Origin of the sequence: Paenibacillus rhizosphaerae (assembly GCF_014192015.1) — a bacterium.
Taxonomy (GTDB): domain Bacteria; phylum Bacillota; class Bacilli; order Paenibacillales; family Paenibacillaceae; genus Paenibacillus_AQ; species Paenibacillus_AQ rhizosphaerae.
On the sequence record NZ_JACHXJ010000010.1, the window covers coordinates 12,707 to 24,482 of the forward strand.

An 11,776-nucleotide genomic window follows, 5' to 3' on the forward strand; every position below is an offset into this window, starting at 1 on the left:
AACAAACAAAACGCCGAATATTACATTTTTTTAACCACTTTTTCAAATAAACGTGGTTGATTACCGCTTTACAACATGCATCAAAACAGGATATCATCTTTTCAGTGAATCATTGAGCTGTCGTTAAGGTCTTACCTTCGCAGCTTTCATGAACCAGTCTCGCTGAGTCTCCCGCAAGGGAGAACGGGGGAACCAATACTGGAGCGGGTCATGACGGACCGGAAGCGGTCCCAAGCTCGCAAGCGTATTTGATTTCTTTCTTGGGTCTCTGGGGTGAATTGAACGGCTTTACGCCATGAGCGTAAGGACGCGAATAGGGCGGCTCTCTTTCGCCCGAACCCGACAGCTAACCCCGTAAGCGGATAAAGAGAGGTACCCTCGTGCATGACAATTCCGATATTCAGACATCCGGAAGCCACGAAAGAGTCCTCGTAAGCTCTTTTCTATCGGCTTCTTTTGTTTTGAATAAAGGAGAGGCAGTCAACATACTGTTGTATAACAGGAGGTGACAAATCATGATGGGGAGATTGGTTCATGGTGCAGGAACGCATGCTTTCTGTGGGTTCTTGTAAAAAATTGAGTATAGTCGCGTCAAATACAATCATGCATAACTCTAGACGGCGAGGCTATGAAGGAGGATCGAGAAAGTGGGCGTTTTCCAACCAGAGAAGACCCATGATTCAAAAATCTCCAGCATGTCTTACGCATTGCGATGGAAGCATGAGAATTTGCGCCAGATCTCCACTGCAGCTATCGTTTCAATCGCGGTTACCCTGATGATCTTGCTGCTCGTGTACAGTCAATCGCGAAAACAAGTTTATTTGGTAGTAGACGGTCAAATGAAATCTGTACAGACCAATACATCTTTACTTCAAGAAATGCTGGATGAGCAGGAAATCAGTCTGAAACCCGAGGACCAAATATCGATGCCGTTGAGCGGGGCCATATCCGACGGCGACAAGGTCGTCATCGACCGCGCGAGTTCTGTGAAGGTGACAGCTGATGGTGCAACGAAGCATTTGTATACAACGGCCAAAACGGTCGGCGACGTGCTGAAAGAAACCGGCGTCAAAGTCAAGGAAACGGACATTGTCACTCCGGCTGTTGAAACGGCGGTCTCCACCAACACGGACATCCGGATCGTCCGGATGAACAAACAGGTGGTACAGCGTCATGAATCCCTCCCTTTCCGGGTGGTCAAAACCTCCGATCCCAGCATTTACAAAGGCGAGTCGCGGGTGATTCAGCAGGGATCCCCAGGCGTCATGGTGCAGTACATTGAGAAGCAGTACAAAGACGGCAAGCTGGTGTCCAAGAAAATGGTAGGTAAAGAAGTGCAGACGGTGACCAAGGATAAGGTCATTGCCGTCGGCACGAAGAAAAAGCCTGTTCCTGTAGTGACCGAAGTCAAAACAGCCGTTGCCAAAGCTTCTTCTACCCCTGCCAAGGTGAAGAAGGTCAGCAGCAGCAGTAGTAACAACCGGGTCAGCCGAGCCGGCGTTGACTTCTCCTACAAGAAGCTGATCAAAGTCTCCATGACCGCTTATTCGTCTGGCGAGTCCGGAGTCGGCACACGCACCGCCACAGGAACACGCGTCACAGAAGGCCGCACGATTGCAGTTGATCCAAGCGTCATTCCCCTGGGATGGTGGGTTTACATTGAAGGCGTTGGCTTCCGTCGTGCGGAAGACACGGGCGGAGCCATTAAGGGAAATATAATCGATATATACTACGATTCCGTCCAGCAGGCACGCAACTTTGGCCGTAAATCCGGCCTTAAAGTGTACGTGATCGGTCCGGTCAAACCGGAGCTGAACTAATTTCGTTTTACTTTGCCATTCTAATGTTATAGTATTATGATCATGAAAATGTCATGCTAAAGAAGAGGAGCTCTCCTCTTCTTTTTGTTGTTAATTTACAGCAGTTTGTCTATACCGGACCCCGTTAAGTACCTGAACAGGCACCTCGATTTATGCCCACTTGCAGGGATACTTGGCTGTCCGGCGGCATTGACGGGTATAATGTACTCGAAAGGAAGACAGGAATCATGATTAAAGAAGTCATTGTGGTGGAAGGCCGGGATGATACCGTGGCCGTGAAGCGGGCGGTGGATGCCGATACGATTGAGACGGGCGGCTCTGCCATCAATGCGCGTATACTCCAGCGGATCGCGCTGGCTCAAGAGCGGCGGGGAGTCATTGTGCTGACGGACCCGGACCACGCCGGCGAAAGGATTCGCAAAATCATTTCGGCCAAGGTGCCCGGCTGCAAGCATGCGTTTATCCCGGAGGCCGACGCAACCCGCAAAGGAGATATCGGTGTGGAGAACGCCTCACCTGAGGCGATCCGCAGAGCTCTGGAGCGGGTTCATACCTCTTATGAGGGGGCGGAAAGCCAGATCGACATGGAGGATCTGATGGAGGCGGGGCTGCTGGTGCACCCGGATGCCGCCGCCCGGCGGATGGCGATGGGCAACCTCCTTGGTATCGGTTACTGCAACGGCAAACAATTTTATAAGCGACTCGCTATATTTCAAATATCCCGCGAAGAATTTGCGGATGCACTCGCCCGTATCGAAGATGAAGGAGGCCGGACAACGTGAACGGCATGGACGACATCGCCACACCAAGGCGAACCAAAGAAATTATTCAGCGCCACGGCTTTTCGTTCAAGAAGAGTCTGGGGCAAAATTTTTTGATTGACCAAAATATTTTAAATAAAATCGTGGACGCGGCTGGGCTCGATTCCACCAAGGGAGCCTTGGAGATCGGCCCTGGCATCGGCGCCCTGACCGAGAAGCTGGCCCAGCAGGCGGGGGCCGTAACGGCAGTCGAGATCGACCAGAGGCTGATTCCGATCCTGGAGGAGGTTCTCGCCCCTTATCCCGGCGTAAAAGTTCACCATGGAGACGTGCTGAAGACGGATCTCGCTGCGCTGTTTAAGAGCAACTTTGCCGGTGTATCCAAAGTCAGCGTTGTGGCGAATCTTCCGTACTATGTGACGACGCCGATCCTGATGAAGCTGCTGGAGGAGCGGCTGCCGTTGGAGAACATCGTCGTGATGATCCAGAAAGAGGTGGCGGACCGGATGGCCGCCCGGCCGGGCACGAAGGACTACGGCAGCCTGAGCATCGCCGTGCAGTATTACAGCGTTCCGGAGCTGGTTTGTATCGTGCCGAAGACGGTATTCATCCCGCAGCCGAACGTGGAATCGGCGGTGATCCGTCTGGCGGTGCGAGAACAGCCGCCGGTTGCGGTGGACGATGAGCGGCATTTCTTCGAAGTGGTACAAGCTTCGTTCGCTCAGCGGCGGAAGACGATCTCGAACAATTTGAAGAGCCGTTTCTTCCCCAAAGAGGGGCGGGAGCGTCTGGATCAGCTGCTGCAGGAAGCGGGAATCGATCCATCCCGCCGCGGCGAGACGCTCAGCATTGAGGAATATGCCGTGCTCAGCAACCTGCTGCGGAAGGAAGGCATCGGCTTAAATTAAACAAAAGATGAACCAATAGGGGGATTCGCCCATACCATGGGGTAGGGGTGATGTTCATGAATATTGGAGACCTGGTCGTGCGCAGATCCTACGGCGGCGATATCGCGTTCCGCGTTGAGGATTTGCGCAGGGAAGAGGCGGTGATTAAGGGAACGGAGTTCAGACTTCTGGCGGATTCTCCGCTCGATGATCTGGTAAGAGTCCCTTATGCGCCGGTAAGTGAAAAAACCGAAAAAGCAAATATTAGGGCAAACGAGTCACTCAGTTTGCTGAAACGTCACCGTCAGGAGCAGACCCAGCGGAATCAGGCCACCTTGAGCGGAAGCGGGGAATGGGGAACAGCTGAGCCGGCTTATTTCGAAGTCCCCGGGAAGGTGCTTCATCTGGATGGAGATCCTAATTATTTGAAGAAGAGCCTGAACCTGTATGAGCAGCTTCGGGTTCCGGCCGATGGCCATTATGTGAATGAGGCGGGGATGGCGGACGCCCTGTACCGGCTGCTGCCGCGGGTCCGGCCGGATATTGTGGTGATCACGGGTCATGACGGCGTGCTGAAGCATCGCCAGAATCATGATTTGTACAGCTTGAACAGCTATAAAAATTCGCAAAACTTCGTCAGGGCGATTCAGGTGGCGCGCCAGTTCGAGCGCCATTACGATCAGCTGACGATTATCGCCGGCGCATGCCAGTCGCACTTTGAGGCGCTGCTGCAGGCCGGAGCCAATTTTGCCAGCTCCCCGGGGCGCATCTTGATTCATGCCCTGGATCCGGTCTACGTTGCCGCCAAGGCTTCCTTTACATCGGTGAGAGATACGATCAACATGACGGATGTGCTTCACAATACGATCAGCGGGACGCAGGGCGTCGGGGGCATTGAAACCCGCGGAAGCTACCGGATCGGCCTGCCCCGGCTGAACGACTTAACCAAGCTTAAAGTGACGCCGTCGGCCATTTAGCGCGGTTGAGAAAAGCTGTGGCATGCTACTTAAACTGACAGCATAAACGAGGAATGCAGGAACCGTAATCTGCCGGCGGATTGCGGTTTTTTGTTGTTTTCCGGGTGTAAGCGGAAATGCGCTGAGGTTCCGAAAAAAAATTCGTTGACAACATAAAATTGATGCTGATATAATTATTATTTTGATTTGACAAAAATCTCTTTTCGAGTTATAATGGACAAGGAAAGAGGTGGTCGTCGACAATGGCTAAAAATACGCTGTTGGAAATCAAACGCAATCTCGAAGCTCACGTGGGTCAGAAGATCTCGCTTCGGGCTAACGGTGGTCGTCGCAAGACCGTCGAGCGTACTGGTGTTTTGGAAGAAACGTACCCATCTGTTTTTATTGTGAAATTGGATCAAGAGCATCAAACCTTTAAACGTGTTTCATACAGCTATGCCGATATTCTTACGGAATCCGTGGAGGTTATTATCTGCGATGATACTACCGGCACCCGGATCGAGTTGGAGAAAGCGTAACTTTAATGACAAAGCAGCCCTCCTGATGGAGGGCTGCTTTTAGTTGGTAAGGGAATAGGGAATGAGGAATGTTCGTGAGCGGGATAATACTTATGGCAGCAGCCTAATTCCGATGGAACCAAAGGAGGATGTTCATGAGCCGCAGACGCCGCAGTGTCATGTCGGATGAGCTGAAGAATGAGCTGGCAAAGGATTTGGGATTTTACGAAACCGTCCAGCAGGAAGGCTGGGGAGGTATTAAGGCCAAGGATGCGGGCAACATGGTAAAAAGAGCGATCCAGCTTGCCGAACAGGCCGCCGCACGTAAATCCTAATTCACACCAGCAATGCCGGCGGAGGCCTCCCAAGTGGGAGGTTCTCCGTTTTTGAGTTGGAGGTAGTGTCTGCTCCACCCTCTGTAAACGGAAAATGACTTGACTGGTTCAGTTTGATATAATGATTTGAAGTTGCAGATCTCTGGATTGAGCCCAAGAGAAAAAATGCTTGAGGTTCATTCCAGATTTCGGATTGAGCCCAAGGATTCGAAGCGGCTTGTGTCAATCCAGATAGAGGGAATCTTGAGGGTGGGTGAACGCCTTGAAAATTTACGAAAAAGCACCGGCTAAAATTAATTTGATGCTGGATGTATTACATAAACGGCCAGACGGGTACCATGAGGTCGAAATGGTTATGACGATGGTCGACCTGGCGGACCGGCTGGAGATGTCGGCTTTGCCCCGGGACACGATTATTATTTCAAGCCAGGCGGGATACATCCCGCTGGATGAGAAGAATTTGGCGTTTCAGGCCGCAAGGCTGATTAAGGACCGGTACGACGTCAAGAGCGGGGTACATATCCATCTGGATAAGAAAATCCCCGTAGCAGCAGGTCTGGCTGGAGGAAGCAGCGACGCTGCTGCCACCTTGCGTGGTCTGAACCGGCTGTGGAATCTGAACATACCGGTAGAGGAGCTGCAGAAGCTGGGCGCAGAGCTCGGATCGGATGTTCCGTTCTGCGTGACTGGAGGCACCGCACTGGCTACCGGGCGGGGGGAAAAGCTGACGCCTGTGGCGAACCCGCTGCAGTGCTGGGTGATTTTGGCCAAACCGCCGATTAACGTGTCGACCGCGGAGGTCTACGGCAAGTTCCGAGCGGCACAGATTAAGGAGCATCCGTCAGCCCAAGGAATGATCAGTGCGATCGAAGCGGGAGACTTCCATGGCGTATGCAGCCGCCTGGGTAACGTGCTGGAGGATGTGACGTTGAGGCTGCATCCCGAAGTGCAGCAGCTGAAGGAAGGGATGCTGCGTCTCGGCGCGGACGGGGCCTTAATGTCGGGCAGCGGGCCGACCGTATTCGGCCTGGTGTACAAGGAATCGAAGGTGGCACGAATCTATAACGGGCTGCGGGGCTTTTGCAAAGAAGTGTATGCGGTGCGCCTATTGACCTAACTTCGCCAACCATGTTGTACATATCCGTACAAAAATGATATATTCTTACTATAATATTCGGATTTTCTAGGTAATTTTGCTTTGGATTCCGATGAATACAGCGATAGCGAGGAGTATTTCGTGAAAAAATTAAAGCGAAGCGCGCGTTTGGTGGAGATGACGCAGTATCTTTTGTCCAGACCGCATACATTGATCCCGCTCACCACATTTGCCGATAGATACGGAGCCGCCAAGTCCTCAATCAGCGAAGATTTGGTCATTATCAAGGAAGTGTTTGAGGAGGAAGGCATCGGGGACCTGCTGACGCTGGCCGGGGCTGCGGGAGGCGTGAAATATATTCCAAAAATGCCGAAGGAGCAGGCGCTGGTGTTTGCGAACGATCTTTGTTCCCAGCTTCAGCAGAAGGATCGGATTCTGCCCGGAGGGTATTTGTACATGTCCGACTTGCTGGGACAGCCTTCACTTATGAACGAGGCGGGAAAGATTTTTGCCACTGCCTTCTCAGGCAAGGAAATCGACGTGGTCATGACCGTGGAGACCAAGGGGATTCCGCTGGCTTATGCCACCGGGGCCCAGTTGAACCTGCCGGTTGTTCTCGTGCGCCGGGACCATCAGGTGACGGAAGGTTCTGCCGTGAGCATCAATTACGTGTCGGGCTCGCATAAGAGCATCCACACAATGTCCCTTTCGCGGCGGGCGCTGAAGGAAAAGTCACGCGTCCTGATCGTGGACGATTTCATGAAAGCGGGCGGCACCATCCAGGGTATGGTAGATTTGCTGGCCGAATTTGATGCCGAGGTCGCAGGGGTAGGCGTATTGGTCGAGTCGGGAGCGGTGGAATCGGAGGAGCGGCTCCTGCACGATTATGTGTCCCTGGCGACGCTGACGGCGGTCGATCCAAAGACGAAGGAAATATTTGTGAGCCCGGGGAATTATTTTGACCCATCTTAACGTCGAAGAGGCCTGCGGATTTTGTCGATAAAAATATTTTATCGGCGAATAGTTCCGAAGTCTGTCGACACTCACATTCTTATAAAAAAATTCCTGATTTTAGGACATTTTGTTAACTTAAAAAAGAGGATTTCGTGCATGCAGTGTGGAATTATACACCAAGTCTCTGATGGAAAAAGGTGGTGAACACACACATGCAAATTACGGATGTCAGACTCCGCCGCGTTAACTCCGAGGGGAGAATGAAGGCAATCGCATCCATTACCATTGATAACGAATTTGTTGTTCATGACATTCGGGTCATCGATGGAAATAATGGAATGTTCGTTGCTATGCCGAGCAAACGCACTCCGGATGGAGAATTCCGCGACATTGCCCACCCAATCTCTTCCGGTACCCGGGAGAAGATTCAAACGGCCGTCCTGGCGGAATATGAACGCGCTGCCAGTGAAGAAGAAGTGATCGAGGAAGGCGCTTAAGTTTACAATTGGGGTTCAAGGAAAGGAGAGCCAGGACTATGGCTCTCTTTTCTTTTTGCTTATAATACGATATATTCAGTATTGAGCGAGTTCTAGAGTAGGAGGTCAAGATCCTTGAAAAGAATGGCGATTGTTCTTGCCGCAGGGCAGGGAAAACGAATGAAATCCAAACTATACAAAGTGCTTCATCCCGTCTGTGGCAAACCGATGGTTGGGCACGTGGTGGATACCGTCAAACAGGTGAACTGCGAACGGAGCATTGTCATCGTTGGCCACGGGGCAGAGGCTGTCCAATCTTATCTGGGTGAGGCCGCTGAATACGTGCTGCAAGAGCAGCAGCTTGGTACAGGCCATGCCGTAAAGCAGGCCAAAGCTTTACTGGGCTCGGAAGAAGGCTCGACCATTGTCATTTGCGGCGATACTCCGCTAGTTACGGCCGAGACACTGCAGGGACTGACGCAGCTGCATGAAAGCAACAACGCTGCCGCCACCGTACTGGTTGCCTACATGGACCAGCCGCAGGGTTACGGGCGCGTGATCCGGAGCGAGGACGGAAGCGTACTACGTATCGTTGAACAGAAGGACTGCACGCCGGAAGAGGATGCGGTTCGTGAAATCAATACAGGCACTTATGTTTTTGATAATGCGAAATTGTTTGCCGCTTTGGAGAAGGTAACGAACAACAACGTCCAGCAGGAATATTATTTAACGGACGTGATCGGGATTCTTGTAGGCGAGGGAGAAACCGTTCTCGGTTATGTGACCGACGACTACGCGGAGTCGATCGGCGTTAATGACCGCCGCGCACTTTCAGAGGCTGAAGGATTAATGCGGGAACGCATTAATATCCGCCATATGCTGAACGGCGTCACAATCATTGATCCCGCTTCGACGTATATCGGCGCAGACGTGACCATTGGGGCCGACTCCGTGATTTATCCCGGCACAGTACTCAAGGGAAAAACCGTCATTGGCGAAGATTGCGTAATCGGTCCGCAGAGCGAAATCAGCGATTCCGTGATCGGCGACGGCGTGAACATCAAGCATTCGGTGCTGGATCAGGCTGAAGTGGGTTCAAGAACATCGGTAGGCCCGTTTGCATACCTGCGTCCGAAATCCAAGCTTGGGGAAGACGTGAAGATCGGCGATTTTGTGGAAGTGAAAAATGCAACGATCGATAACGGCTCCAAAGTATCGCATCTAAGCTATGTCGGCGATGCGACGGTGGGCAAAAACGTCAATGTCGGCTGCGGTGCGATAACGGTCAACTACGATGGGTATAATAAGTTTATGACTGAAATTGAAGATGATGCTTTTATCGGCAGCAATGTGAACTTGGTAGCTCCGTTGAAGGTGGGCAAAGGAGCCTACGTGGTCGCGGGCTCGACGATTACCCAATCGGTTCCCGAGAATGACCTGGCCATCGCCAGAAAACGCCAGGAGAATAAACCGGGATATGCCGAGAAAATCCGCTCCAAGGCCAAAGCCAAGAAGGAAAGCAAGCAGCAGGTATAAACGTAAAGCTCCCCCGTCTTATCGGGGAGTGTGAGATACATGGTTTCAAGCGGCATGGAGGCAGGCCAGAATTTCAATGAACCAGCACGGAGGGTTTTAATTCTATGACTTATTGTGATTCGAAGTTAAAAATATTTACATGCAATTCTAATCCGAAGCTCGCACAGCAAATTGCGGATTATATCGGCATCCCCATGGGGGATTCGCATACGACCAGCTTCAGCGATGGTGAGATTCAGGTAAAATTATCGGAGAGCGTTCGCGGCTGCCACGTTTACGTCGTGCAGTCGACATGCGGTCCGGTAAATGACAATCTCATGGAACTGCTGATCATGGTCGATGCGCTGAAGCGTGCTTCTGCGAAGAGCATTAACGTCGTAATCCCTTATTATGGGTATGCGCGTCAAGACCGTAAGGCCCGTTCCCGTGACCCGATTACCGCTAAGCTGGTTGCGAATCTGATTGAAAAGGCGGGTGCCCACCGTGTCATCACGATGGACCTGCATGCGATGCAGATTCAAGGCTTCTTCGACATTCCGGTTGATCATCTGCTTGGGGTGCCGATTCTGGCCCAGTATTTCCGTTCCAAGCAAATCGAGAATCCGGTTGTTGTGTCTCCTGACCACGGTGGTGTGGTTCGTGCCAGAAAACTGGCTGATTTCCTGAATGCCCCGCTGGCCATCATTGATAAACGCCGTCCGGAACCGAACGTAAGTGAAGTTATGAACATCATCGGTCATATCGAAGGCAAAACGGCCATTTTGATCGACGACATCATCGACACGGCCGGCACGATCGTGCTTGGGGCCAATGCCCTGATGGAAGGTGGCGTCAAGGAAGTGTACGCTTGCTGTACGCATCCCGTCTTCTCCGGTCCGGCGATGGAACGCCTGGAGAATTCTCCGCTTAGCGAAGTCATCGTGACGGACACGATTCCGATTATGCATCCGGAGCCGAGCAAGAAGATCAAAGTCTTGTCGGTAGCTCCGTTGATGGGTGAAGCCATCATCCGCGTGCATGAGGAATTGTCCATCAGCAAGCTGTTCGAAATCGAATAAGGCAAGGGCAGGTATATGCAAAGAGAGGGTTATGTTTCCTGGCTCCAGGAAATATAACCCTTCTCGCGCATGCTCTTTAATATCCGGGAGTCGACACAAACGTATACAAATTCCGGTTGTAGAGCGTACCTTGAATTTCAACGAAATGCTTGGTGAATGAGGTAATTGTTCCAATGTCCACGTGTACGCCCTGCCGGAGAACCTGAACGGGAATTCCGTGGATCTGGTGCTGCTGAAAGTGCCGGTGCAGCGTAAGCAATTGGCCGAATTCAGTCATGAACCGTACCACCTTCTTATGGTGATCATGGATGCCATGGCAAGAAGCAAGCAGCATCCTATACTCTATTGTAACAAAATTTGGTGCTAATGCTAACTTGCGCAACAGGCGTAGCGGCAGCAGCCGGTTTGGAGGATCGAATAACGCAATGAAATGGATTGTAGGACTCGGGAATCCGGGATCCAATTATGAAAAAACGCGCCACAACGTCGGTTTTATGATGCTGGATGCGCTGGCGGAGCGGCACGGTATCAAGTTTGGGCCAAGCAAATGCAAGGCGCTGATCGGCGAGGGCTTTATCGGAACCGACAAGGTTGTTCTTATCAAGCCCATGACGTACATGAACCTGTCCGGAGAAGCGGTGCGGGCCTATATGGATTATTACAAGGCGAATCTCGAGGACATGATCGTCGTTTATGACGACATGGATACGGCAACCGGCAAAATCCGCCTGCGGTATCAGGGCAGCGCCGGAGGCCATAACGGCATCAAATCGATCATTCAGCATACGGGAACACAGGTGTTCGACCGGATCCGGATGGGAATTTCCCGGCCTGAGCCGGGATACGCGATCGTCGACTATGTGCTCTCGAATTTTCCGAAAAAGGAGAACGAGCTGCTGAAGACGATGATTGAGCAAGCCTGCGACGCCGCGGAATTCAGTTTGAACCATACCTTTGAACAAACGATGGCCAAGTTTAACGGTTGATCTCCGGAACAGGAGTCGGGGGCTAAACGAACGTTTTTTCGGGCATACTGAAGTATAAACGACTTTCAGGAGGCATATAGATGGCAATAAATTATATTTGCCGGCACTGCCGCACGCCGCTCGGAAAAATAGATTCGTCCCTGGTTACCGACGCCCAGCTGGGGTTCCATTCCTTGACCCCGGCAGAACGTAGAGATATAATAGCGTATGATTTAAGCGGCGACGTAACGGTCAAAGTGATCTGCGATTATTGCAGAGAAGCGCTGGAGAACAATCCGGAGCTGAGCCTGTTGGCAAACCCGCTTCAATAATGTTGTGCGCGAAACCGCGAAAATGCGGACAGATACCGTGAATGGAAGGGCCTTGGCAGTGCTGCTGAGGCTTCTTTTAGGT

At 51.8% G+C, this 11,776-nt stretch carries 14 protein-coding genes and 1 riboswitch; of the genes, 13 read left to right on the top strand and 1 reads right to left on the bottom strand.

Going from position 1 to position 11,776, the window contains the following annotated elements; all coding sequences use genetic code 11:
- The first annotated feature begins 150 nt into the window (after positions 1 to 150).
- A riboswitch (cyclic di-AMP (ydaO/yuaA leader) is annotated at positions 151 to 377 on the top strand.
- A 270-nt stretch (positions 378 to 647) separates the two neighbouring features.
- From FHS19_RS32825 to FHS19_RS32875, 11 genes are all read left to right on the top strand, one after another.
- Positions 648 to 1,820, top strand: a complete 1,173-nt coding sequence (locus FHS19_RS32825) for a resuscitation-promoting factor (RefSeq protein ID WP_183587482.1) — start codon at positions 648 to 650, stop codon at positions 1,818 to 1,820.
- Between the two features lie 227 nt (positions 1,821 to 2,047).
- A complete protein-coding gene (rnmV, locus tag FHS19_RS32830) occupies positions 2,048 to 2,602 on the top strand; it encodes a ribonuclease M5 (protein WP_183587484.1) in 555 nt (184 codons plus the stop codon).
- Complete coding sequence (rsmA, locus tag FHS19_RS32835) at positions 2,599 to 3,489, top strand: 16S rRNA (adenine(1518)-N(6)/adenine(1519)-N(6))-dimethyltransferase RsmA (protein ID WP_312887407.1); 891 nt, start codon at positions 2,599 to 2,601, stop codon at positions 3,487 to 3,489. The genes rnmV and rsmA overlap by 4 nt, the downstream gene beginning before the upstream one ends.
- 56 nt (positions 3,490 to 3,545) lie before the next feature.
- Complete coding sequence (gene yabG / locus FHS19_RS32840) at positions 3,546 to 4,445, top strand: sporulation peptidase YabG (RefSeq protein ID WP_183587486.1); 900 nt, start codon at positions 3,546 to 3,548, stop codon at positions 4,443 to 4,445.
- Positions 4,446 to 4,687: 242 nt separating this feature from the next.
- Positions 4,688 to 4,963, top strand: coding sequence for a biofilm formation stimulator Veg (veg, locus tag FHS19_RS32845; RefSeq protein ID WP_105442437.1), 276 nt, complete (start codon positions 4,688 to 4,690; stop codon positions 4,961 to 4,963).
- Between the two features lie 134 nt (positions 4,964 to 5,097).
- Complete coding sequence (locus tag FHS19_RS32850; RefSeq protein ID WP_076176656.1) at positions 5,098 to 5,277, top strand: small, acid-soluble spore protein, alpha/beta type; 180 nt, start codon at positions 5,098 to 5,100, stop codon at positions 5,275 to 5,277.
- 262 nt (positions 5,278 to 5,539) lie between these two features.
- Positions 5,540 to 6,394, top strand: coding sequence for a 4-(cytidine 5'-diphospho)-2-C-methyl-D-erythritol kinase (ispE, locus tag FHS19_RS32855; protein ID WP_183587489.1), 855 nt, complete (start codon positions 5,540 to 5,542; stop codon positions 6,392 to 6,394).
- 120 nt (positions 6,395 to 6,514) lie between these two features.
- Positions 6,515 to 7,345 carry a pur operon repressor gene (gene purR / locus FHS19_RS32860; protein WP_183587491.1) on the top strand — a complete coding sequence of 277 codons (831 nt, stop codon included), beginning with the start codon at positions 6,515 to 6,517 and terminating at the stop codon, positions 7,343 to 7,345.
- 194 nt (positions 7,346 to 7,539) lie between these two features.
- Positions 7,540 to 7,824, top strand: a complete 285-nt coding sequence (spoVG, locus tag FHS19_RS32865; RefSeq protein ID WP_076176659.1) for a septation regulator SpoVG — start codon at positions 7,540 to 7,542, stop codon at positions 7,822 to 7,824.
- A gap of 123 nt (positions 7,825 to 7,947) precedes the next feature.
- Entirely contained in the window at positions 7,948 to 9,339 is a 1,392-nt protein-coding gene (glmU, locus tag FHS19_RS32870) for a bifunctional UDP-N-acetylglucosamine diphosphorylase/glucosamine-1-phosphate N-acetyltransferase GlmU (protein ID WP_183587557.1), read from the top strand.
- A gap of 104 nt (positions 9,340 to 9,443) precedes the next feature.
- Complete coding sequence (locus tag FHS19_RS32875; protein ID WP_076176661.1) at positions 9,444 to 10,397, top strand: ribose-phosphate diphosphokinase; 954 nt, start codon at positions 9,444 to 9,446, stop codon at positions 10,395 to 10,397.
- Between the two features lie 76 nt (positions 10,398 to 10,473).
- Here FHS19_RS32875 and FHS19_RS32880 read toward each other — a convergent pair whose 3' ends face one another.
- Positions 10,474 to 10,674, bottom strand: coding sequence for a hypothetical protein (locus FHS19_RS32880; RefSeq protein WP_076176662.1), 201 nt, complete (start codon positions 10,672 to 10,674; stop codon positions 10,474 to 10,476).
- Between the two features lie 148 nt (positions 10,675 to 10,822).
- Here FHS19_RS32880 and pth point away from each other — a divergent pair, with 148 nt between their 5' ends.
- Positions 10,823 to 11,383 (top strand): aminoacyl-tRNA hydrolase, encoded by a 561-nt coding sequence (gene pth / locus FHS19_RS32885; protein WP_183587493.1) that lies wholly within the window; start codon positions 10,823 to 10,825, stop codon positions 11,381 to 11,383.
- 80 nt (positions 11,384 to 11,463) lie between these two features.
- Complete coding sequence (fin, locus tag FHS19_RS32890; RefSeq protein WP_076176664.1) at positions 11,464 to 11,694, top strand: anti-sigma-F factor Fin; 231 nt, start codon at positions 11,464 to 11,466, stop codon at positions 11,692 to 11,694.
- The last annotated feature ends 82 nt before the right edge of the window (positions 11,695 to 11,776 follow it).